Genomic DNA, 21,922 nt, shown 5'->3' on the forward strand with positions numbered 1-21,922 from the left:
TGCGGCACTCAGCCAGCAGGAAAGCGACAGGGGCCAGACGGCAAGCGCGATGGATGTGACGAGCAAGGTCTGGGACGCGATTGTTGTAGGGGCCGGGCATAACGGCCTGACAGCGGCGGCCTATCTGGCGAAGGCGGGGCGTTCGGTGCTGGTGCTGGAAGCGCGGCCCATCGTCGGCGGGGCCTGCGTGACCGAAGAGGTCATCCCCGGTCACCGCGTGTCGTTCACGTCCTACATCGCCTCGATGCTGATGCCGACGGTGATCCGCGATCTCGATTTGGGCCGCCACGGCCTGTGCATGGTCGCCTGCGATCCGATCCTGACAGTGCCGCTGGAAGACGGCGAGATCATCCGCTGGTGGGCAGACCCGGAACGCACCGCGCAGGAAATCGCCCGTTTTTCCGCGCGCGATGCGGAAAGCTTTCTGGAAGTGGACCGCAAGCTCAAGGCGCTGGCCGCTTATCTCCAGCCGTTCTTCCTTGAATCCCCGCCCGATCTGGCCGCGCGCGGGCTGGACCGGCTGCGCGAAGGGCTGCGCATGATCCGCCGCTTCCGCCGGATCAAGGGCACTGAAATCGGCGAGATGGTGCAGTTCCTCACCGGCAGCCTCGGCGAATTCCTCGATCAGCACTTCGAATCCGATGCTGCCAAGCGCATGATCCTGGCCAACAATGTCTATGGCAAGCATGGCGGCCCCTATGAGCCGGGTTCGGCGGTGGGGCTGTTGTTCCACTTGCTGGCAGGCGGCGACAAGGCGGTGCAGGGCTTCAACGGCCATGTGATGGGCGGCATGGGCGCGGTTTCGGGCGCGATTGCTGCCGCCGCGCGCGGGTTTGGCGCGGTGATCGAAACCAGCGCGCCGGTGGGCAGCATCGATGTGTTCGGCGGCCGCGCGACGGGCGTGACGCTGCTTGATGGGCGGCAGATGCGTGGGCGTGTCGTGCTCTCCAACGCCGATCCCAAGCGCACGTTTCTGGCGCTGCTGGCCAAGGCCGATTTGCCCGACGATTTCCGCCGCGATATCGCCGCGATCAAGATGGGCGGCCCTGCAGCCAAGCTCAACATCGCACTTTCGGGTGAGCCCACCGTGATCGGCCGCCGCCCCGATGCAACCCCGCTCGAACGCGCGCTGCTGACCATCGCGCCGACGCTGGAGGGCGCGCAGCGCTGCGCCGATATTGCCCGCTTCGGCGATGTGCCCGAGGAACTGTGGATCGATTGCGTGATCCCGAGCCTCGTCGACGACAGCCTCTGCCCGCCCGGCCACCATATGCTGACCTGCTTCATCCAGTATGTGCCCTATGATCTCAAGGAAGGCACCTGGGACGAACGGCGCGAAGCGCTGGCGGACTCGATCATCGACCAGATCAGCCGCCACATGCCGAACTTGCGTGAGCTGATCCTGGGCCGCGTGATGCTCACCCCGCTCGATCTGGAGCGGATCTATGGCTTGACGGAAGGCAATATCTTCCACGGCGATCTGCACCCCGGAGCCTTGTTCTCGATGCGTCCGGTGCCGCGCTGGTCGCAGTATCGCACGCCGGTGGAGGGGCTCTATCTGTGCGGGGCAGGGGCACATCCCGGCGGCGGGGTGACCGGCGCGCCCGGCCATAACGCAGCGATGCAGGTGTTGCGCGATACGAAGAAGCAGAACCGGCGCTGATGGCAGGCGGCGCGCCTCATCCTCCCAAGGTGATGGGCGTTGCCGATCTTGCGATGTTCTACATCGTCACCGGGGTCAGCTTGCGCTGGATCGCGACGGCGGCGGCGTTTGGGCCAAGTTCGATCGTGATCTGGGTCGGCGCGCTGCTCGGCTTCTACCTGCCGTTCGTGCTCGCCATCGTCGAGCTGTCCTCGCGCTATCCGCAGGAGGGCGGGCTCTATGTCTGGACGCGCGAAGCGTTCGGGCCTTACGTCGGCTTCATGGCGGGGTGGAGCTACTTCACCTCGAACCTGCCCTATTTCCCCAGCGTGCTCTATTTCGATGCGGGCAATGCGCTCTACATTGGCGGCACCAGCTGGCTGCATCTGCGCGATAGCCCGGCCTTCTTCATGAGCTTCGCGCTCGCCGCGCTCGCGTTCATCACCGCGATCAACATGTTCGGGATGCGCTTCGGGCGCTGGCTGCACAATGTGGGCGCGGTGGGGATGTGGGGACCGGCGCTGATCGTGATCGCACTCGGCGTGGCGGCCTGGTGGCAATTCGGTTCTGCCACCCAATTCACCGCGCAGTCGTTCGTGCCGGTGTTCGATATCCAGCACATGATCATGTGGGCCGCGATTGCCTTTGCGCTTTCCGGCGCGGAAACCGCCTCGTTCATGAGCGGCGAGATCAGGGAGCCGCGCCGCACGATCCCGCGCGCGCTGCCGATTGCGGGGGTGGTGATCGTCTCGTGCTATATCATCGGCACGTTTGCCGTGCTGCTGGCGATGCCATCGCATGAGGTCAACACGCTGCAGGGGCTGGTGCAGGCGGGCGCGGTGGCGGCGGGCAAGGTGGGGGCGGGGTGGATCGTGATCCCGCTCGCGCTGCTCATCACGCTCGGCAATCTGGGCGCAGCAAGCGGGTTCCTCTCGTGCGCCGCGCGCATTCCCTTTGCGGTGGGGATCGACCGGTTGCTGCCGCCCATCTTTGCCAAGGTCCATCCCAAGTGGGGCACGCCTTATGTCGCGATCCTTGTGCAGGGCGGGCTGGGGGCGGTGCTTTGCATTCTGGGGCAGGCTGGCACGGGGGTGAAGGGCGCGTATGACGTGCTTGTCAGCATGGGGATCATCGCCGCCTTCTTGCCGTTTGCGCTCGTGTTCCTTGCGGTGATCCGCCTGCAGGGGCGGCCCACCGATGTGGGCGTGACGCGGCTGCCCGGCGGGCGCGTGACCTCCACGCTGTTTGCCTGCATCGGGCTTGCCACTACGCTGACCGCGCTGGTGCTGGCGGCCTTCCCCGCGCCGGACGAGCCGGACAAGCTCCTCGCCGTCATCAAGATCTTCGGCCTCACCGCAGTGCTGCTGGGCAGCGGCACGGTGGTCTATGTGCTGGGCCAGCGCTCGGCCCGCCGCGCAGCCTGAGGATGGCCAGCTCCGTGCCCGCCGCCCCGCGCCGCCGCCGTGCCTCGCCGCTGGTGCGCCGGGCAGACCTTGTTGCCGCCACGGTCAGCTGCCTTGCCCGGTTGGGCGCGAAAGGGGCCACGGGGCGCGAAATTTGCCGTCAGGCCGGGGTCAGCCACGGCATGCTGCGGCACTATTTCCGCAATCCGGACACCCTGCTGCTCGAAACCTACGAGCAGCTGTGCGAGGACATGCTGGCGCAGCTGGAAGCAGCGGCTCTTCCCTATGCCGCAGACCCGCGCGAGGCTCTGCACCGCTATTTCGTCGCGGTGTTTTCCGATGATTGGGCGGGGCCGGACATCATCGGGGCATGGATGGTGTTCTGGCAGCAGGCGCGCAGCCGGGCTGATTTCGCCGCAGTCTCGGAAAGCTTCAACTTGCGCCAACGCGCGCTGCTTGAACGGCTGGCCAAGGGGCTTGCCGCAGGCGGAGGGGCGCTCCCACTGGCGGATGCCATCGCGCTGCTTTCCGCCGTGCTCGATGGGTTGTGGATCGAATACTATCTCTCCGCCGAGCGCACTCCCCGCGAGCGCTGCGTGGCGCTGTGCGATGCGGCTGTGCTGCGCCTGTTCGCTGCCTGAGGAACGGCAAGAAGCGCCGCCGCAGCCTGTCGTCAGCCGATGTCTGGCAATATTTTGCAACGGCCCGGAATAAAATCAGACAACCCGCGTTGTCGCTGCAGGAAGGCCTGCTTCCACTATTTCCGGACAGGCCGCTTGCAGTGCAATGCGAAAGGCTGATCCATGTCCACGATCAAAGGAACTACCGGCATCGATACCCTCCTCGGGACCTCGCTTGCCGACCTGCTCTCTGGTCTTGACGGGAACGACATTCTCAAGGGGCTCGGCGGCGCGGACACGCTCGACGGCGGCAAGGGCGCCGACACGATGTACGGTGGCACCGGAGGCGACGTCTATATCGTCGACTCCACTGGCGACAAGGTGATCGAGCTGGCTGGTCAGGGCACCGACACAGTCAGGTCCTATATCTCCTATGCCCTGACCGCCAACGTCGAGAACCTGCTCCTGCTGGGCAGCGGGACGCTCAACGGCACCGGCAATTCCCTCGACAATGTGATCACCGGCAACGCGGGCAACAACACGCTTTCGGGCATGACAGGCAATGACACGATCCTCGGCGGTGCCGGGAACGACAAGATCATTGGCGGCGGCAACATGGATACGATGACCGGCGGCACCGGCAACGATACCTTCGTGTTCGGTCCGGCTGACTTTTCCAGCAGGACCACCACGAATGCCGACCGCATCGTGGATTTCACCTCAGGCGACAAGATCGACCTCAGGGCGATCGACGCACTGGTCTCCGCCAGCGGCTACGGCGCGCCGGGCGATCAGGCGTTCCACTTCATCGGTACCAACAACTTCCACAACCACACCGGCTCCGAACTGCGTTACGAGGTGGTTGGCGGCAACACCTACATCTACGGCAACATGAACGGCGATACGACTGCCGATTGGGCAATAAAGCTCGACGGGGTGCACTCGATGTCCTCGCTCGATTTCATGCTCTAGCAGCGCGCCACCTCTGGCTGGGCGGCCCCTTGCCCAATCCCCGCCGCCCAGCCCCTTTTGCCAATTTCCCGGAGATCACCCGATGACCAAAACTCGTGCGCTGCGGCGCTTGCGCCGCCCCCTGCTGGCCGGAATGGCCGCGCTCGCCATGCTGCTTCCCGCCACCACCCGCGCCGAGGCGGACCTGCTCGATCTCGGAAAGTATCGCGGCAAGGTCGTCTATGTCGACTTCTGGGCTTCGTGGTGCGGGCCGTGCAAGCTCTCGTTCCCGTTCATGCAGCAGCTGGCGGCGCGCTATCCGGCGGGCGACGTGGCGGTGGTGACGATCAACCTCGATCGCCAGCGCCCCGCCGCCGAAGCGTTCCTGCGCCAAGTGCACGGCACGCTGCCGGTGGTCTATGATCCGGCTGGCAGCCTTGCGAAGACATGGAAGGTGGCCGACATGCCCACTTCGCTGGTGTTCGACCGCAAGGGCACGATGCGCTTTCGTCATCAGGGCTTCTTCCCGGGCAAGGCAGCCGAATATGAAGGCCACATCGCCCAGCTGGTGCGCGAGAAGTGAGCGTGGGCATGGCACTTCGCCCGCTCGCGCTGCTCGCGGCGCTCTCCTCGCTTTCGGCTTGCGCCCATTTCGGCGCGCAGCCGTGGCAGCGCGATGTCCTCGCGCGCAAGTCGATGCAGCTCGCGCGTGAACCCGCGATCATGGCCTTCGACGAGCACACCTATTTCAGCAAGGAAGCGGCGTCCGGCGGGCGCAGCTTTGATGGGGGAGGCTGCGGGTGCAACTGAACCCATCCCAGCGCACCGCAGGCAGCCTTGCCGCCACGCTCGGCGCGCTTGCGGGCGCGCTGCTGCACGCAGCGCCTGCCGCCGCGCAGGCCGATCCGGGCCGCGCTCCGGCAGCTGCCGCGCCGGCAGCATCCGTTGCCGCCGCGCCCAACGCCTACGACGAGACATCCAGCGAAGCCGGTACGCTCGTCGCCGATACGGCGGTGCTCTATTATCAGGAAGACGACAACCGCGTCCGCGTGGTCGAATCCGAAACCGGCCTGACGTGGAATTCGCCCGGCGGCACGGTCGTCTCGGGCAAGTTCGTCTACGATTCGCTGACCGGCGCAACCCCCAACGGCGCGGTGCGCAGCCGCAGCGGCGTGCAGACATTCCGTCCGCCGAGCCCGCGCCCGGGAACCTCGGCCCCCGTGCATGAAAGCGACAGTTCGACCGGCGCCTCCGGTATCTACGAGATCGCACGCGGCAAGCTGCCGGTCGACAGCGGCTTCAAGGACACGCGCAAGGCGGTCGATCTCGGCGTCACACTGCCGCTTGCCAGCGGGCTCAAGCTCAGCGTCGGCGGGGCTGGTTCGTGGGAAATGGACTTCACCTCCTATTCGGGCCGCGTCGGCCTTTCCAAGGAACTGTTCGGCAAGAACACCACGGTCTCGGTCGGCTACAACTACGAACGTGACAGCGTGCGGCCCTTCACCGGGATCCCGAGCCCGCTCTCCAGCATGGGCGACGTCGTGATCGGAACGGCGCGGCGCAAGCACGTGTCCAGCTTTGTGGCCGGGCTGACCCAGGTGCTGACGCCGGGCTGGCTGGCGCAGATCAACTGGAGCCACGGCGTTTCGCGCGGGTATCAAACCGATCCCTACAAGCTCGTCTCGCTGGTGGACCGCTATAGCGGCGATCCCTTCGCCTATATCTACGAAAACCGCCCGGGCCGCCGCGTTCGTGACAGCATCTATGTCGGCACCAAGTTCGCCCTCGGTTCCGCCGTCACCGATGCTTCGGTGCGCTGGTACAAGGACAGCTGGGGCATCAAGTCGTGGACGTTTGCTCTGTCGGAACACATGCCACTGGGCCGCAGCGTCTATGTCGAGCCGGGGGTGCGCTACTATCACCAGACCGGGGCCGATTTCTTCCGGCACTATGTGTTCCTTGACGAGAACACCCCGGATTTCGTCAGCGCAGACAGCCGGCTCGGTGCATTTCGTGCGTGGACCTTCAGCCTGAAGGCGGGTGCGAAGATCGCCCCCAACATCGAGATCTACGGCGCGGCGGAACGCTATATGCAGGAAGGCCAGCGCTTTGATCGCAGCGCGCCGGGCCCACTGGGCAAGACCGACCTGTTCTCGGGATCGAAATCGGTGAGCCTCATCACCGGCCTTCGCGTCACCTTCCGCTGAGCGGTGCCGACAGGAACCAAGGAACACCCATGAAGCCCTTTTCCATCAAAGCTGCCCGGCACCTCCTTGCCCTGCTCCTGCTTGCGCCCCCTGCGCTCGCAGCCGCCGGGCCTGCTGCCGATCACGAGCACTACTTCGCCGAACTGGCCGCCGAAACGCGGGATCCCGCGCCGGGCGGCACATTCACCGTGGCTTTCCACATCGCGCTGAAGCCGGGCTGGCACATCTATGGCCCCAATCCCGGCGATACCGGCTATGCCCCCGCTGTCACGTGGGCAGCGCCCAAGGGCATGACCGAGGGCGAAGTGCGCCATCCGCCGACCAAGCGGCTCGTGCTTTCAGGGCTGGTCAGCAATGTGCATGAAGGCGATGTCACGCTGCTGCAGGATCTGCGCCTGCCGCAGGGCATGGCGCCGGGCACGGCGCTGCCGCTGACCGCGCATCTCGATTTGCTGGTCTGTTCCGAAGGCTCGTGTGTGCCCGATCCGGTTGACCTTGATATTGCGCTGACGACCGGCAGCGGAGCACCTGATCCCGCAGTGGCGGTGCTGTTTGCCAAGGCACGCGCGGCGATCACGCCCAATGCTGCTGCCACTCAGGCAGCTCAGGCCGCACCCGCTACGGCGGCAGGTAGCGATATGCTCAGCTATGCGCTGGTGTTTGGCGCGGCGCTGCTGGGCGGGTTGATCCTCAACCTGATGCCTTGCGTGTTTCCGATCCTCAGCCTCAAGGCGATGGCGCTTGCGCGGTCTGGCGGCAGCGCGGCCCATGCCCGCAGCGAGGCGCTGGGCTATTCCACCGGGGTGATCGGCACGATCCTCGCTCTTGGCGGCGTGCTGCTCGTGCTGCGCGGCGCAGGCAGTGCGGCGGGCTGGGCGTTCCAGCTCCAGAACCCGGCGGTCGTGGGCGGGCTGCTGCTACTGGTCAGTGCCATTGCGCTCAACATGACGGGGATGTTCGAATTGCCCTCGCTCAGCGTGAGTGGCGGGAGGCCGTCTTCGGGCTTTTCCGGCTCGCTGGCCACGGGCGCGCTCGCGGCGTTCATCGCCACCCCTTGCACTGGGCCGTTCATGGCCGGCGCGCTGGGGGCGGCGCTGATCATGCCGCCGCTGGCCGCGATGGGCGTGTTCGCGGGGCTTGGCCTGGGCATGGCGCTGCCGTTCCTGCTGCTCGGCTTCTGGGCGCCTGCCCGCCGCATGATCCCGCGCCCCGGCCAGTGGATGGTCACGCTGCGCCACGTGCTCAGCGTGCCGATGTTCGCCACCGCGCTGGGCCTGGCCTGGCTGATCGGACGACAGGCCGGGATCGGCGCGATGACCACCGCGCTGGCCGCTGCGTTGGTCATGGGCCTTGCGCTGTGGTGGTACGGAGTACAGCAACGCGGCGGGAAGCGGGGCTTTCCGGCCTTGGTGCTGGCCAGTGCGTCGATCCCGGTGATTGCGCTGGGTGTGGTGGCCGCGCCGGTGGCGGCAACGGGTGCGGCGGTGGTCGATACGCTGGGCAGCCAGCCCTTCGCCGAAAGCCGGCTCGATGCGCTGCGCCGCGAAGGCAAGCCGGTGTTCGTCTATTTCACCGCCGACTGGTGCCTGACCTGCAAGGTGAACGAAGCGACGACGCTTGATACGCCCGCTGTTGCTAAGGCATTCGCGGCGGGCAAGGTCAGCGTGCTGCGCGGTGATTGGACGCGGCAGGATCCGGCGATCAGCCACTTTCTCAAGGCGCGCGGCCGCGCCGGGGTGCCGCTCTACTTGTGGTATCCTGCGGGCAGCGAGGCGAGTGAATTGCCGCAAGTGCTCACCCCCGATCTGCTGGTGGGTCTTGCCGGAAAGGCCTGAGTCCGGTCCATTTCCGGTCCGTTCCCGGACACTGATCCGCGCGCCGAGCCTTGCTCTCATGGTGCGTCCGTTGCAAAGACGCGGCGTGAGGTAAGGGGGATGTGTTGATGAGGCGAGGCCGCAATCACGACTGGCGCGGGGCGCCGCTGGCACTCGCCGTGCTGGCGGCGCCCGTGGCCGTTGATGCGCAGGAAGCCGACGAACCGGCGCAGGACAGCCTGCGCGTGAGTGTGGGCGCGACCTACACCGACGGCCGCTATGGCCAGACCACCCGCACTGAAATCGCGACCGTTCCCGTTTCGGTAAAATACACCCGGTCGCGCTTCAGCGTGCAGGTAACGACGTCCTACGTGACGCTGCGCGGCCCGGGCACGCTGCTCGATGGCGGCACCGGCGGGGGGACTTCGGGCAGCAGCAGCGGTTCGGGCAGCAGCGGCAGCGGTGTGGCCAGCGAGCCAGAGTTCGAAGACGAATCCGGAGATGATTCGGGCGGCGGCGGATCTGCTGATGGGTCGGGCAGCGGCTCGGGCGGCGGATCGGATGGCAGTTCAGGCAGCGGCTCTGGTGGTGGCGTCGATGATGGCGGCAGTTCCGGTGGCAGCTCTGGTGGCAGCGATGACGGTTCTGGCACCGGAACTGGTGCTGTGACTGGCGGCGCGCCGCCACTCGGCGCGGCTGCAGTGACGCCGGTGCCGCGCCAGCGGCGCAGCGGGATGGGCGATACCGCCGTCACGCTCGCCTATAGCCTCCCGCTGGGCGGTGGGATCAGCTTCGAGCCGCGCACGCGCGTGAAGCTGCCCACGGCATCCGCGCGCAAGGGCATCGGCACCGGCAAAGTCGACGTGACCCTGGCCGCCGATCTGGTCGGCAGTTTTGGCTCGACCACGGTCTATGCCAGCGCGCGGCGGCGTTTTCTCGGGCGGTCCCCGCGCTTTGCCGTGCGCGATGGCTGGGGTTTCAGCGGGGGCGTGAGCCAGCAGATCGGCGCGGTGTTCACGGTCGGCGCGGACTATGATTGGCTGCAATCGGCCACGCCCCGGCGCGGTCCGATCAGCGAGGGCACGGTCTGGGTCAGCGCGCGGCTGAGCAGCAAGCTGCGTCTTCAGGCTTATGGTGGCACGGGCTTCACCGCCCGCAGCGCCGAAACCATCGGCGGGCTTGCGCTGGTATGGCGGCCTTAGAGCCGGGTTGGGCTGACTACTTCCAGCCTTTGGCGATCAGGGCCTGCTCGTCCGCCGCGCCCACCGGGTCCGCTGCGCCGAGCTTGGCATAAGCGCTTTCGAGCGGGGCCGGATCGGCACCGCTAGCCACGGCGATGGTGCCCGAATCCTGCGCTTCGCCAGCGCGGGTGCGGGCCTCCACCTTCCAGCTTCCAGCAGCGCCGCGGCAAGCCAGCGCGTTGTCCGCACCGTCGCGGAACTCGCGGCACCAGCGACCGTCCGCCGCGCGCACGGTGAGTGTCGGCGTGACCTTGCGTCCGTCGGCCAGCTGCGCCGTGACAAGCGAGGCGGTGCGATCGAGCGCGCCTGAGAGGTCATCGATCGGGGCAGGGGGGCGCAAGGTGAAGAATAGCGCCGCGGCCACGCTGGCGGCGATGGCCGATCCTGCAGACAGCCAGCCGAAGCGCGCGCTGCGCGGATTGTCGTTCGCCGCGACCGGTGCCGCCGCCGCGAGCCCGAGCCGCGCCAGCAGTTCGTCGTCGATCGGCCGTTCGTTTGCGAAGAATGCGCCAGCCAGCGCGCGGTCATTGGCTTGCCACGCCTCCGCTTTGGCGGCGAGCGCGGGGTTGGCTTCGAGCTCGGCGGCAAACGCCTCGGTCTCCTCGGCGGACAGCGCGCCATCGAGCCAGGCGGCCAGGCGTTCGTCTTCGTCGCTCATCGTGCGGCCTCCCGGGGGGCGAGTTCTTCGGCAATGCGCTGGCGGGCGCGGGCAATGCGGCTCATCACCGTGCCGATCTGGACGTCCATTGCCTCTGCCGCCTCGCGGTAGCTGAGCCCTTCTACGACCACGAGCAGGAACGTGGCGCGCTGGTCTTCGGGCAGGGCTCGCAGCACGGCCTGCGCGGCGGCAAGATCGGAGCGGGCCTCGGTGATCTGGCGCCCGTCGTCGCCGGTCAGTTCCTCGGCATGTTCCAGATCGACGCTGGTGCCGCGCCGCTTGAGGCTGCGGCCACGATCGATGTGAAGGTTCTGCGCGATGCGGTACATCCAGCTGTCCAGCCGGCTGTCCTCATCGAACTGGTGCGCCCGCGTCAGCGCGCGTTCGACCGTGGCCTGCATGAGATCGTCTCCATCGTGCGGGCTCCCCGCGAGCCCCTCGCAGAACCGGCGCAGGCGTGGCAACAGCGCGATGATGCGCGGCTGCAATCCCGTTGCTCCAGATCTGTTTGGTTTCATTGTCCTCCACCACAACGTCGGGGCGCGATGCTTATTCCCGTGGTTACCATCGGCCAAGTCGAATTCTTGCGGAAAAAGATTGCCGCGGCGCAGGAATAGCGCACGAGTGCGAACGTTGTATGGATGAAGGCGTAGCAGTTAAAGGCGCGGTATGAGCAAGCGGTTGATCACAAGGAGCGCACAGATCGCCATGCTGGCCGCGCTGGGCCTTGGCGGTCCGCTGCAGCTATGGGCGCAGGAACGCGAAGTACGGGAACCACGTGAAGTGCGGGAGCCGCGTGAGGTCCGCGAACCGCGCGAGGTCCGCGAACCGCGCGAAGTGCGTGAGCCGCGTGAGGTCCAAGAAGCACGAGAAGCTGAAGTCCGCGAGGTTCGCGAGGTTGAGAAGGTTGAGGCGCGCGAGGTTCGCGAAGCCGAGAAGGCCGCCGAAGACCGACAGGAGGATCTCGCAAAAGCGGAAACCGAAACGGAAGGCAGCGAGAAAGAAAGCGAAAGCGAAAGCGAAAGCGACGATAGCGCGAGCAGCGCTGCGCAGACGCAGGTCGCCGCCCTCGGCGCGTGGCAGGCCGATGCCATCCGCAGCGAAGGCGCTGACCGGGACGAGATCGGCAATCCGGTTCGCGCGGGCGAAGTGATCGCCTTTGCGCTTCCCGCCGATGCCGAACGCGAGTTGGCCGCAGCCGGATATCGCGTCATCAGCCGCAAGGCGCTGGCTTCGCTGGGCGAGGAGGTGGTGCGGCTCGGCGTGCCGCGCGGGCGCAGCCTCGCCGCGGCCATCGGTGAAGTGCGCGCCGCAGCGCCCGGCGCGGTGATCGATTACGACCACTACTACGGCCTTGGCGTTGCTGCGCGGGGCAAGCCCAAGCGCGAGCGCAAGGCAGCGCCCCCCGCTGCCGCCAAGGACGCAGGCGCGCCGGGCTTTCCCATCGGCATGATCGACACCGCCGTTTTCCCCCATGCTGCGCTGGGCGGCGCGCGTCTGGTGGCGTGGGGCGGAGGCGATCCGGCCAGGGCTCCGGCGGCGGCGCAGCATGGCACGGCGGTCGCTTCGCTGCTGGCCACGCGCGGGGCCGCCACGATCTACACCGCCAATATCTTCCGGGGGCCGCCGGGGAGTCCCTTCACCTCGATTGATGCGCTGGTCGAGGCGATGGAATGGCTGCTGGGGCAGGGCGCACCCGTGATCAACATGAGCATTGCGGGGCCGCCCAATGCACTGCTGCAGAAGATGGTGACGCAGGCGGCGGCGCGCGGACGGATCATCGTGGCGGCGGCGGGCAATGGCGGCCCGGCTGCCGCGCCGGTCTATCCTGCTGCCTTGCCGGGCGTGGTTGCCGTCACTGCGGTCGATCCTGCGCTCAAGGTCTATCGCTACGCCAATCGCGGCCGCTACATCGGCGTTGCGGCACAAGGGGTGGGCGTGCTCGCTGCCGCATCGGGCGGAGGCTTTGCGCGCTATTCCGGAACCTCGTTCGCCGCGCCTCAGATCGCCGCGCGCCTCGCCGGTTGCCGCGCTGCGGGCGGCAATACCGGCACTTGCATCGATACGCTGGTCAAGGCCGCGCGCGATCTGGGTGCGCCCGGCTATGACGAGACTTACGGACACGGCTACATCGAGTAGGCGCGCCCCGCCGCCATGGGCCTGCGCTCAGGCCGCTGCCGAGGCCTGCGCCCGCGCGGCAAAGTAGGCGTCAACTGCTTGTGCTGTCCCTGCCGGCACATGCAGTCCCAGCTTGCTGCGGCGATAGAGCACGTCCTCGGCGCTGCGAGCCCATTCCTGGTCCGCGAGGTAATCGACCTCGGCCTGAGTCAGTCCGCCGCCGAAATCCCGGCCCAATGCGTCGAGGCTTTGCGCGGTGCCGAGAATGGCGCGCGCGCGGGTGCCATAGGCCCGCGCGAGGCGCGTGATCAGCTCAGGCGGCAGGGCCGGATGCGCTGCGGCCAGCTGCGCGGCGAAGGTTTCGAAATCGTCGCCGGGAATGTCGCCGCCGGGCAAGTCCGCGCCTGCGGTCCATTCGCCGCTGGTGCCCGGATAGAACGGCACGAGTTTCTCCAGCGCGTGCTCCGCCAGCTTGCGATAAGTGGTGATCTTGCCGCCGAATACGCTGAGCAGCGGGGCTGTTCCATTGCCGCCATCGAGATCGAGCACATAGTCGCGCGTTACGGCAGAGGCACTGGCGGCATGATCGTCATAGAGCGGGCGAATGCCGGCGTAGCTCCACACGACGTCCTCGGGATGGATCTGCCGCTCGAAATAGCGGCGCGCCGTCTCGCACAAGTAGTCGGTTTCGGCGGGCGAGATATGGGCCTTGCCGGGCAGGCCTTCCCACGGCTCGTCGGTCGTGCCGATCAGCGTGAAATCGTGTTCATAGGGGATCGCGAAGACGACGCGGCGATCGGGGTTCTGGAGCAGGAACGCGTGATCGCCTTCATAAAGCTTGGGCACGATGATGTGGCTGCCCTTGATCAGGCGCACGCCGCGATCCTGGCTGGCGCTGACCGCGCGCTGGAGCACGTCTTCCACCCACGGCCCGGCCGCATTGACAAGCCCGCGCGCCATGACGGTGCGCGCGGCACTTTCGCCCGCGACTTCCGCCTTCCACAGCGCGCCTTCGCGCACCGCTGAAACCAGCTTGGTGCGCGTTTCGATCCGCGCGCCGCGTTCTGCGGCATCGCGCGCATTGAGCACGACAAGGCGGCTGTCTTCCACCCAGCAGTCCGAATAGACGAACGCCGTCTTTGCCCCTGGCTTCATGCCGTTGCCGAGTGCGGAACGGCCAAGGTTTACGGTGCGCGTGGCCGGCAGCTTCTTGCGCCCGCCGAGGTTGTCATAAAGGAACAACCCCAGCCGCACGAGCCATGCCGGGCGCGGCGAATTCATTTGGGGCAGCACGAAGGCCAGTGGCCAGATGATGTGCGGGGCCATGCCCAGCAGCCGCTCGCGCTCGATCAGCGCCTCACGCACGAGGCGGAATTCGTAGTATTCCAGATAGCGCAGCCCGCCGTGGATCAGCTTGGTGCTGGCGGACGAGGTGTGGCTGGCGAGGTCTTCCTGCTCGACCAGCAGCACCGAAAGCCCGCGCCCGGCGGCATCGCGCGCAATCCCGGCGCCATTGATCCCCCCGCCAACGATCAGCAGGTCATACGTCTCGGTATTGGTCAGGGAACTGCTCAAGTCTGGGCACCTCAAAGCTGGCAGGCGCTGCATAGCCGTCTGCCGCGCCGCAAACAAATGCAGCCATTGCAAATGCAAATGCGAATAGAAGATAGCGCGGTGCGCGGTAAATGCGGTAACAGGGGCCATGCGAGAGGCAAGGCCAAACCCGGCGCATGACCGGGAAACCCCGAAGAACAACCCTGACTGCGGGCCGTTTTGCGCCTGCCGGTCCCTATCCAGAGCGATTCGCGCTTGAGGCCGCTCTCCGTATTCGCGGCGATGCTGACCGCCTCCTCGGTGGCGGCGGCCCCAGCCGATGCCGCAGCGCCCCCCAGCATTCCCGAAGTCGGTGCGCCCGCGCTCGCCGCGCTTGGCCCCAATGGGGTGGGCGTGATCGAAAAGACGGTGGTGGACAAAGCCGCTGTCGATCCGCTTGGCAGTCTTGCCAAGGGCGTTCTCGTCCATGCGGACCGCACGCTGCCGCTGGTGATCTGGTATCCCGCACACGTCGCGCCCGGTGATCGCCGCGCCACCTACCGGGCCAGCCTCACATCTGAGCCACCCAAGCCGCCCGCCTACTTCACGGTTCCCGCACTCGCCGTGTCGGATGCCAAGCCGGCCGGGCAGGGGTATCCGATCGTCCTGCTCTCGCATGGCTACAACAACGATCCGGTCATGCTCTCGTGGCTGGGTGAGAATCTGGCGTCGAAGGGCTATGTCGTCGTGGCGATCCGCCACCGCGATCCGCCGATCACCGATACCACGCAGACCCCGGCCACGCTGATCCGCCGCCCGCTCGATATCACCTTCGTGCTGCGCCGCATTCGCAGCGGTCTGCTCGGGCCGCTTGGCGATGCATCGCGGATCGCGCTCGCGGGCTATTCGTTTGGCGGCTACGGCGCGATTACCGTGGCGGGCGCGCAGCTCGATGCGGCCAGCCCCGCGATCAAGCGCCTCCCCGATGCGCTGGTCGAACGCTATACCGGCACGGGCGCGGAAGCGGCGGCGTTGCACGATCCCGCGATCAAGGCGGTTGTCGCCATCGCCCCCGCTGGCGGCGCGCCCTGGTCGGCGTGGGGCGAAAGCGGCCTCGGCGGAGTCAAGGCACCGCTCCTCGTCGTGGCCGGCACGGCGGACCGCACCGTGGGATATGATCCCGGCCCGGCCGCGATCTTCCGCGAGGCGAAGGGTTCGGACCGGTGGCTGCTCGCCCTCAAAGGCGCAGGCCATGCCATCGGCACCAATCCCGCGCCTGCGGAAATGCGCGACACCGTGTGGGACTTCGACTGGTTCGAGGACCGCATGTGGCGCAAACCGCGCGTCAACAGCATCGCCATTCACTTCATCACCGCGTTCCTCGATCTGGAGCTCAAGGGTGAGGCGGCGAAGGCCGAATACCTCGCGGTGCCATCAGAGGAATCCGATGGTGCCAAGTGGGTCAGCGATGACAAGCGCTATGACGCGGTCAGCGAAGGCGGCGCGAACCCGACATGGAAGGGCTTCGTGAAGGACCATCAGGACGGGCTGCTGCTGAAACACTTGCCGCCTGCGCCCTAGAGTGCGGTGCCCTTAGCCGCGCATTTCCGGCACCATCTCGGTCGGCGCGGGCGCATCGCGGCCCATGCTGTTCGAGAAGTGGCGGATGATCCATTCGCGCAGCAGGTAGATCGCCGGATCGCCGAGATCTTCGGCATGGGTCTTGAGGTAATAGCCGAAGCCGTCGGCCGAGACGCGGTCGTAAGGCATGACCAGCTGGCCGCTGGCGATTTCCTGCGCGAACATGTCGATATCCGCCAGCACCACGCCCGAAGCGCCGATCGCATAGCGCACGGCGGAAAACGCGGTATCGAATGCCAGTCCGTCGCCCGCCTCGATGGCAAGGCGCTGCTGCGCGGCATAGCTTGACCACAAGAGGCCGCGCGGTTCGCCTTCCAGCTTCACGTGCAGCAATTCGTTGTCGCGCAGGAACTCCTCAAGCGTCTTGCCCTGATGCGTCGCCGCCGTATCCGGCGAGCACAAGGGCGCCACGCGCACCATCCACAAGAGGTCGGCCACTGCATCGTCGACATTGGGCCGGTCGAACACGATGGCCATATCCACGTTGTCCCGCGGCGCGCCGGTGACGTTGGAGGTCACCACGTCGATGCGGATTTCCGGATGCTCCTTGTGGAACTGCGCCAGCAGCGGCAGCGCGTTCTGATAGAGCAGCGAGGGCGGGATATGCAGCCGGATCGGCCGGCTTTCGAGGTCCTTGTTGCGGATCGTGTTGATCGACTGCTCCATCCGGTCGAGGCACTTGCTCACGACGGGCAGAAGGATCGCACCGGCGGGGGTCAGCTTGAGGCCGGTGGGGCCACGTTCGAACAGCGGGCGGCCGATCAGATCTTCCAGGCTGCTGACATGGCGGCTCATCGCGCTTTGCGACACGGTGAGCGCCTGTGCGCCCGCCGTAAAGCTCATGTGCCGTCCCACCGCTTCAAACGCACGCAGCGCGTTCAGCGGCAACCAGCGGCGGTTGATGAGGCGATCAGGAGCGATTTCGGGTTCTCCGCTTGGGTTGGCAATATTTTGCGCCGCGCATTGATCTACGTCAATCCGCGTTCCTCGCACGAACGGTCTTGCTCCACGATAATCAGATATAATATAAGGGTTCACACATTTTTATCGTGAGGCCTCGATGCTGCTCCCCGCCGAGTTCGATTTCCACGCGCTGGAAGTCTTCGTCCTCACTGTCGAGCTGGGCGGGATGACTGCGAGCGCGCAGCAATTGCGCATCACCCAGTCCGCCGTCTCGCAAACCATCGCGCGGCTGGAGCAGGGCATCGGCGCCACGCTGTTTGACCGGGCGCTTCGTCCGCTCGGGCTCACGCCTGCGGGTCGCGCGCTCTATGAACGCGCGACGCATCTGCTCGCCACGGCGCGCACGATGGTCGATGAGGTGCGTGAAGGCGCGAACCAGCCCATCGACAAGGTGACGGTGGCGATGGCGGAATCGCTGGCGATCCTGCTCACCGGGCCGCTGCTCGGAAAGCTCGGCCCGCGCGTTGCGCGCTGGCGGGTGCGTTCAGGGATATCGCTCAACCAGCAGCAGGATTTCCTCGCGCGGCGCGTCGATCTGCTCATCACCGGCAGCAGCGTGCTCGAAAAGCAGGAAGGCGTGGTCCACCACGATGTGCTGGACGATCCGTTCGTGCTGGTGTTCCCGACGGGTTTTCGCGGCGCGGCGGATCCCATCGCGGCGGCGGAAGGCCTGCCGTTCGTGCGCTATTCGCTCGATACCGGCATGGGTCAGCGCATCGAAAGCCAACTCACCCGGATGCGGCTGCGCCTGCCCAACGTGATCGAGGTCGATATCGTCCCGCAGCAACTGAACGCCGTCGCGCGCGGGATCGGCTGGAGCATCACCTCGCTGCTCTGCCTTGCCGCCATGCCCGCGCTGATCCCGCACTTGCGCGTGGAGCCGCTGCCGCGTGCGCGCTTTGCCCGCCGCATCCAGGTGGTCAGCCGCGCGGGCGAACTGGGCGACCTGGCGATGGAAACCGCCGCGCTGGCCGGCGAGACGATCCGTACCGAGAGCCTGCCGCCGATTCTGGACCAATTGCCGTGGGCGGCGGACTTGCTCGGATCGGACTGACCTATCGATGGGAGTGCATTACGACCATTGATACGGTATATGAGACTTGATGATGCACTGCTGAACACCGCCGTTCCGGGCTAATATCCCGGCTTGAAGAGCGGCAGGCATGTCGCCGTGCATCCCAGCGGGGGAAGACCATGAACCTCACCACTTCGGCCGCAGCGCCCGTCACTCTGACCGAAACGGGCCTCGAAGTCCTCCTGCCCGGCGGGAAGGCCGCCTATTTCAACAACTACTGGCTGCGCGACAACTGCCCGACTTCGTTCGACAGCCAGACGCGCGAGCGCGTGTTCGACATCTTCCACCTCGATGCCGCCCCGCGCCCGCGCCGCGCCGAAGTGGTCGATGGTGCGCTGGAAATCGCGTGGGACGGGGAGAACCACACCAGCCGCTATCCGCTGGCATGGCTGGCCGAATATGCCGAAGGCAAGCGCCGCCACGATCCCTCAGACCTGCCGCGCCGGGCGTGGTATGCCGATCACTACCCCAACGTCGCCCGCTTCCCGCAGGCCGAACTGATGGCGGACAAGGCCAAGGTTGCCGAATGGCTGAAAGCGCTGATCGTCGAAGGCGTCGCGCTGGTCACGGACATGCCCGATAGCGACGAGGGCCTTACCGATCTGGTCAAGCTGATGGGCCATGTGCGGCCCACGTTCTTCGGCGAATACTTCGATGTGATGACCCACATCGAGCCGACGAACCTTGCCTACACGGCCAAGGCGCTCGAACTGCACACCGATACCCCGGCCGAGGACATGGCCCCCGGCGTCCAGTTCCTCCACTGCCGCGCCAACAGCGTCGAGGGCGGGGCCAACCTGTTCCTTGATGGCGTCGCGGTCGCCAACGATTTCCGCGAACTGTATCCCGAAGACTTCAAGCTCCTCGCGGAGACCGATGTGCCGTTCTACTGCGAGCACGACACCTACGACGTCCGCTCGCGCCAGCGGGTGATCGAACTCGACGAGCACGGCGCGGTTTCGGGCGTCACCATCAGCCAGCACATGGCCGATGTGTTCGATCTGCCGCAGGACGTGCTCGACCGCTATTACCCCGCGTTCTGCCGCTTCGGCCGGATGCTGCAATCGGACAAGTACCTCATGCGTTTCCGCATCAATGCGGGCGAATGCATCGTGTTCGACAACCACCGCATCGTGCATGGCCGCGAGGCGTATTCCGCCACCAGCGGCGCGCGCTATCTGCGCGGGACCTATGCGGATCGCGGCGAAATGCGCAGCACCTACCGCGCGCTGACGAGCGAAGGCCGCTTCAAGTGACCGAAGCCGAGGTCGCCGCGCTGCGCGAAGATCTCGCCGCCGCGTTTCGCATCACCGCGCAGATGGGCTGGTCGGAATCGGTCGGCAACCACTTCAGTGCGGCGGTTTCGGCGGACGGCAAGCAGTTCCTCCTCAACCGCAAGTGGCAGCATTTCGCCAGCATCAAGCCCGAAGACCTGATGCTGCTCGATGCCGATGATGCGGAGGTGATGAACCGCCCCGATGCGCCCGATGCCTCGGCCTGGACGATCCACGGCACCGTGCACCGCCAGTGCCCCGCCGCGCGCGTGATCATCCATTGCCACCCGCCGCACGCGACTGCGCTCGCCACTTTGGCCGATCCGCGCCTGCTGCCGCTCGACAACAACACCGCGCGGTTCTTCAATCGGCTGGCGATCGATCAGGGGTTTGGCGGGATTGCTGATGAAGCGGAGGAAGGCCTGCGCCTTGCGGCGGCGCTCGGCAATCACAAGACGCTGATGATGGGCAACCACGGGATCACCTGCACCGGCCCGACCGTCGCCGAAGCTTTCGAAGACCTCTATTTCTTCGAAAAGGCCGCGCAGACCATGCTGCTCGCCTATGCCAGCGGCCAGCCGCTCAATGTCCTGTCAGACGAAGTGGCGGAAAAGACCGCGCGCGGGTGGGACGATTATCTTGGCATGTCCCACGCGCATTTTGATTGGCTGAAGTCGCAGCTGCCGCCGCTCGCCTGATCCGATGGAAACCGTCCCCGCCACCATGGAAGCCGTGCTGCTGACCGGCAATGGCGGGTTCGAATGCCTTTCGCACCGCAGCGATTTGCCCGTGCCGCAGCCGGGGCCGGGCGAAGTGCTGATCCGTGTTGGCGGGTGCGGGGTGAACAACACCGACATCAACACGCGCACCGCCTGGTATTCCAAGTCCGTCACCGCCGCGACCGAGGCGGGCGGGGGCGACGGGTTTGCCGAGGCGAAGACGGAAGATTCGGGCTGGACCGGCGCGCTGCCGCAGTTCCCGCGCATTCAGGGCGCCGATGCCGCCGGACGGATCGTGGCGGTGGGGGAAGGGGTGGACCCTGCCCGCATGGGCCAGCGCGTGCTGGTCGAACCGGTATTCCGGGGCGCCAGCCGCTTCGAGGCCACCTATTTCGGCTCGGAAGCCGATGGTGCCTTCGCACAGTATGCCCGCGTGCCAGCGGCCCATGCACATGCAATCGAAACCGCGCTGAGCGACGCTGACCTCGCCTCGTTCCCTTGCGCCTATTCGGCGGCGGAAAACATGCTCACCCGCACCGCGCTTGCCAGCGGTGAATGCGTGCTCATCACCGGCGCGTCGGGCGGGGTCGGCTCGGCAGCGGTGCAACTGGCCAAGCGGCGCGGCGCGGTTATCACCGCGCTCGCCAGCGCAGAAAAGGCCGAAGGCGTGCGCGCGCTGGGGGCTTCCCGCGTCGAACCGCGCGATGCCCGCTTCGATCCCGAAACCTTCGACGTGGTGATCGATGTGGCCGGAGGCGCAGGCTTCCCCATGCTGCTCGATGCCCTGAAACGCGGCGGGCGCTACGGCGTTGCGGGCGCGATTTCCGGCCCTATTGCCGAGCTCGATCTGCGCACGCTCTACCTCAAGGACCTGACGCTCTACGGTTGCACGATCCTTGAACCGCAAGTGTTCCCCAATCTGGTCGGCTATATCGAGCGCGGCGAAATCCGCCCCGTCGTCGCAGCCACGTATCCGCTTTCGCAAATCGTCGCGGCGCAGCGCGCCTTTCTTACCAAGCAGCACATCGGCAAGATCGTGCTGATCCCCGGAGAATAACCACCATGAAGATCGGTTTCATCGGCCTCGGCAATGTCGGCGGCAAGCTGGCGGGCAGCCTCATCCGCAACGGTCATGACGTTACCGTGCGCGATCTCAATCCAGAACTCGTCGCGGAATATGTCGCGCGCGGGGCCAAGGAAGCGGCCAGCCCGGCGGCGCTCGGCGAAGCGGTCGATGTCATCATCACCTGCCTGCCGTCGCCCGCTGCCAGCGCGGCCGTGGCCGAAGGTGAGGACGGTTTCCTCTCCGTCATGCGGCCTGGGCAGGTGTGGATGGAAATGAGCACGACCGATTATGCCGAAGTCCTGCGCCTCGGCCCGCTGGTTGAAGCGAAGGGCGGCCTGTTCATGGAATGCCCGGTTTCGGGCGGATGCCACCGCGCGGACACCGGCAATATCTCGATCTTCGCCGCTGGCCCGCGCGAGGGTTTTGAACGCGTGCTGCCCGTGCTCACCACGCTGGGCCGCCGCGTGCTGCACACCGGCGATTGGGGCACTGCCTCGCAGCTCAAGGTGATGACCAATTTCCTCTGCACCGCGCACCTCGTCGCGCTGGCCGAGGCGCTGACCGTGTGCAAGGCCATGGGCCTCGACATGAACACGACGTATGAGGCGATCCGCATTTCCTCGGGCAACAGCTTCGTCCACGAGACGGAATCGCAGGTCATCCTCAACGGCAGCCGCGACATCAACTTCACGATGGACCTCGTCTCCAAGGACGTCGGCTTGTTCGACAAGCTCGCGCAGGAAACCGGCGTGCCGGTCGAAATGTCGCCGCTGATCGTGCGCCTGTTCAAGGAAGGCGAAGCCGCCTTCGGCCCGCGCGAGTTCTCGCCCAACATCATCCGCCGCTATGAAGAACCCGTCGGCCTGAAGGTGCTGGGGACGGGGTTCCCGGACCAGATGGTCGATGATGAGCCGGAAGAGCAGGGCTATGAAGTTGTGCCGCGCCGTTAAGGCGCGGCTTGCGTTGATCTTTTCCCGTCACCCCGTGCTTGACACGG

The 21,922-nt window shown here is 66.5% G+C and carries 20 protein-coding genes; 16 read left to right on the forward strand and 4 right to left on the reverse strand.

Going from position 1 to position 21,922, the window contains the following annotated elements:
• Positions 1-49 precede the first annotated feature (49 nt).
• The 9 genes from CFE35_RS01370 (at position 50) to CFE35_RS01410 (ending at position 9,839) form a co-directional block, all read left to right on the forward strand.
• Positions 50-1,663 carry an NAD(P)/FAD-dependent oxidoreductase gene (locus tag CFE35_RS01370; protein WP_292927156.1) on the forward strand — a complete coding sequence of 538 codons (1,614 nt, stop codon included), beginning with the start codon at positions 50-52 and terminating at the stop codon, positions 1,661-1,663.
• Positions 1,663-3,066 carry an APC family permease gene (locus CFE35_RS01375; RefSeq protein ID WP_292927158.1) on the forward strand — a complete coding sequence of 468 codons (1,404 nt, stop codon included), beginning with the start codon at positions 1,663-1,665 and terminating at the stop codon, positions 3,064-3,066. Before CFE35_RS01370 ends, CFE35_RS01375 begins: the two co-directional genes overlap by 1 nt.
• A 2-nt stretch (positions 3,067-3,068) precedes the next feature.
• Complete coding sequence (locus tag CFE35_RS01380) at positions 3,069-3,686, forward strand: TetR family transcriptional regulator C-terminal domain-containing protein (protein ID WP_292927160.1); 618 nt, start codon at positions 3,069-3,071, stop codon at positions 3,684-3,686.
• A 162-nt stretch (positions 3,687-3,848) separates the two neighbouring features.
• Positions 3,849-4,637: a hypothetical protein gene (locus CFE35_RS01385; protein ID WP_292927162.1), complete on the forward strand. Its 789-nt coding sequence runs from the start codon at positions 3,849-3,851 to the stop codon at positions 4,635-4,637.
• 82 nt (positions 4,638-4,719) lie between these two features.
• The gene (locus tag CFE35_RS01390) at positions 4,720-5,199 is read left to right on the forward strand and encodes a TlpA disulfide reductase family protein (protein WP_292927164.1); all 480 of its coding nucleotides are present in this window, start codon (positions 4,720-4,722) and stop codon (positions 5,197-5,199) included.
• 8 nt (positions 5,200-5,207) lie between these two features.
• Entirely contained in the window at positions 5,208-5,426 is a 219-nt protein-coding gene (locus CFE35_RS01395) for a DUF4266 domain-containing protein (RefSeq protein WP_292927166.1), read from the forward strand.
• The gene (locus CFE35_RS01400; RefSeq protein WP_292927168.1) at positions 5,417-6,823 is read left to right on the forward strand and encodes a DUF3570 domain-containing protein; all 1,407 of its coding nucleotides are present in this window, start codon (positions 5,417-5,419) and stop codon (positions 6,821-6,823) included. Before CFE35_RS01395 ends, CFE35_RS01400 begins: the two co-directional genes overlap by 10 nt.
• Before the next feature lie 29 nt (positions 6,824-6,852).
• Complete coding sequence (locus CFE35_RS01405) at positions 6,853-8,658, forward strand: thioredoxin family protein (RefSeq protein WP_292927170.1); 1,806 nt, start codon at positions 6,853-6,855, stop codon at positions 8,656-8,658.
• Positions 8,659-8,765: 107 nt separating this feature from the next.
• Positions 8,766-9,839: a hypothetical protein gene (locus CFE35_RS01410; RefSeq protein WP_292927172.1), complete on the forward strand. Its 1,074-nt coding sequence runs from the start codon at positions 8,766-8,768 to the stop codon at positions 9,837-9,839.
• A 16-nt stretch (positions 9,840-9,855) separates the two neighbouring features.
• On the opposite strand, the gene CFE35_RS01415 is transcribed toward CFE35_RS01410, so the two are convergent.
• Together CFE35_RS01415 and CFE35_RS01420 are read right to left on the reverse strand one after the other, a co-directional pair.
• A complete protein-coding gene (locus tag CFE35_RS01415) occupies positions 9,856-10,536 on the reverse strand; it encodes a hypothetical protein (RefSeq protein ID WP_292927174.1) in 681 nt (226 codons plus the stop codon).
• Positions 10,533-11,024, reverse strand: a complete 492-nt coding sequence (locus CFE35_RS01420) for a sigma-70 family RNA polymerase sigma factor (protein ID WP_292927176.1) — start codon at positions 11,022-11,024, stop codon at positions 10,533-10,535. Before CFE35_RS01420 ends, CFE35_RS01415 begins: the two co-directional genes overlap by 4 nt.
• Positions 11,025-11,205: 181 nt before the next feature.
• On the opposite strand from CFE35_RS01420, the gene CFE35_RS01425 reads away from it, so the two are divergent.
• Positions 11,206-12,675 (forward strand): S8 family serine peptidase, encoded by a 1,470-nt coding sequence (locus CFE35_RS01425; protein ID WP_292927178.1) that lies wholly within the window; start codon positions 11,206-11,208, stop codon positions 12,673-12,675.
• A 27-nt stretch (positions 12,676-12,702) separates the two neighbouring features.
• Here CFE35_RS01425 and CFE35_RS01430 read toward each other — a convergent pair whose 3' ends face one another.
• A complete protein-coding gene (locus tag CFE35_RS01430) occupies positions 12,703-14,229 on the reverse strand; it encodes a glycerol-3-phosphate dehydrogenase (protein ID WP_292927180.1) in 1,527 nt (508 codons plus the stop codon).
• 234 nt (positions 14,230-14,463) lie between these two features.
• On the opposite strand from CFE35_RS01430, the gene CFE35_RS01435 reads away from it, so the two are divergent.
• A complete protein-coding gene (locus tag CFE35_RS01435) occupies positions 14,464-15,768 on the forward strand; it encodes a dienelactone hydrolase (RefSeq protein WP_292927182.1) in 1,305 nt (434 codons plus the stop codon).
• 12 nt (positions 15,769-15,780) lie between these two features.
• On the opposite strand, the gene CFE35_RS01440 is transcribed toward CFE35_RS01435, so the two are convergent.
• A complete protein-coding gene (locus tag CFE35_RS01440; RefSeq protein WP_292927184.1) occupies positions 15,781-16,716 on the reverse strand; it encodes a LysR family transcriptional regulator in 936 nt (311 codons plus the stop codon).
• 172 nt (positions 16,717-16,888) lie between these two features.
• Between CFE35_RS01440 and CFE35_RS01445 the strand changes: the two genes are divergently transcribed.
• The 5 genes from CFE35_RS01445 to CFE35_RS01465 all read left to right on the forward strand — a co-directional run bounded on the left by CFE35_RS01445 (position 16,889) and on the right by CFE35_RS01465 (position 21,875).
• Entirely contained in the window at positions 16,889-17,845 is a 957-nt protein-coding gene (locus CFE35_RS01445) for a LysR family transcriptional regulator (RefSeq protein ID WP_292927186.1), read from the forward strand.
• Positions 17,846-17,985: 140 nt separating this feature from the next.
• Positions 17,986-19,122 carry a TauD/TfdA family dioxygenase gene (locus CFE35_RS01450; RefSeq protein ID WP_292927188.1) on the forward strand — a complete coding sequence of 379 codons (1,137 nt, stop codon included), beginning with the start codon at positions 17,986-17,988 and terminating at the stop codon, positions 19,120-19,122.
• Positions 19,119-19,838 carry a class II aldolase/adducin family protein gene (locus tag CFE35_RS01455; RefSeq protein ID WP_292927190.1) on the forward strand — a complete coding sequence of 240 codons (720 nt, stop codon included), beginning with the start codon at positions 19,119-19,121 and terminating at the stop codon, positions 19,836-19,838. Before CFE35_RS01450 ends, CFE35_RS01455 begins: the two co-directional genes overlap by 4 nt.
• A gap of 4 nt (positions 19,839-19,842) precedes the next feature.
• Positions 19,843-20,916 carry an alcohol dehydrogenase family protein gene (locus CFE35_RS01460; RefSeq protein WP_292927192.1) on the forward strand — a complete coding sequence of 358 codons (1,074 nt, stop codon included), beginning with the start codon at positions 19,843-19,845 and terminating at the stop codon, positions 20,914-20,916.
• A 5-nt stretch (positions 20,917-20,921) separates the two neighbouring features.
• The gene (locus tag CFE35_RS01465) at positions 20,922-21,875 is read left to right on the forward strand and encodes an NAD(P)-dependent oxidoreductase (protein WP_292927194.1); all 954 of its coding nucleotides are present in this window, start codon (positions 20,922-20,924) and stop codon (positions 21,873-21,875) included.
• The last annotated feature ends 47 nt before the right edge of the window (positions 21,876-21,922 follow it).

The organism is Novosphingobium sp. PASSN1, assembly GCF_002278815.1.

Bases quoted from the DNA above. Each gene is read 5' to 3' on its own strand.
- CFE35_RS01390 (WP_292927164.1), top strand. From the start codon at position 4,720: ATGACCAAAACTCGTGCGCTGCGGCGCTTGCGCCGCCCCCTGCTGGCC.
- CFE35_RS01445 (WP_292927186.1), top strand. From the start codon at position 16,889: ATGCTGCTCCCCGCCGAGTTCGATTTCCACGCGCTGGAAGTCTTCGTC.
- CFE35_RS01450 (WP_292927188.1), top strand. From the start codon at position 17,986: ATGAACCTCACCACTTCGGCCGCAGCGCCCGTCACTCTGACCGAAACG.
- CFE35_RS01460 (WP_292927192.1), top strand. From the start codon at position 19,843: ATGGAAACCGTCCCCGCCACCATGGAAGCCGTGCTGCTGACCGGCAAT.
- CFE35_RS01425 (WP_292927178.1), top strand. From the start codon at position 11,206: ATGAGCAAGCGGTTGATCACAAGGAGCGCACAGATCGCCATGCTGGCC.
- CFE35_RS01385 (WP_292927162.1), top strand. From the start codon at position 3,849: ATGTCCACGATCAAAGGAACTACCGGCATCGATACCCTCCTCGGGACC.
- CFE35_RS01415 (WP_292927174.1), bottom strand. From the start codon at position 10,536: ATGAGCGACGAAGACGAACGCCTGGCCGCCTGGCTCGATGGCGCGCTG.
- CFE35_RS01370 (WP_292927156.1), top strand. From the start codon at position 50: ATGGATGTGACGAGCAAGGTCTGGGACGCGATTGTTGTAGGGGCCGGG.
- CFE35_RS01465 (WP_292927194.1), top strand. From the start codon at position 20,922: ATGAAGATCGGTTTCATCGGCCTCGGCAATGTCGGCGGCAAGCTGGCG.
- CFE35_RS01395 (WP_292927166.1), top strand. From the start codon at position 5,208: ATGGCACTTCGCCCGCTCGCGCTGCTCGCGGCGCTCTCCTCGCTTTCG.
- CFE35_RS01410 (WP_292927172.1), top strand. From the start codon at position 8,766: ATGAGGCGAGGCCGCAATCACGACTGGCGCGGGGCGCCGCTGGCACTC.
- CFE35_RS01375 (WP_292927158.1), top strand. From the start codon at position 1,663: ATGGCAGGCGGCGCGCCTCATCCTCCCAAGGTGATGGGCGTTGCCGAT.
- CFE35_RS01380 (WP_292927160.1), top strand. From the start codon at position 3,069: ATGGCCAGCTCCGTGCCCGCCGCCCCGCGCCGCCGCCGTGCCTCGCCG.
- CFE35_RS01405 (WP_292927170.1), top strand. From the start codon at position 6,853: ATGAAGCCCTTTTCCATCAAAGCTGCCCGGCACCTCCTTGCCCTGCTC.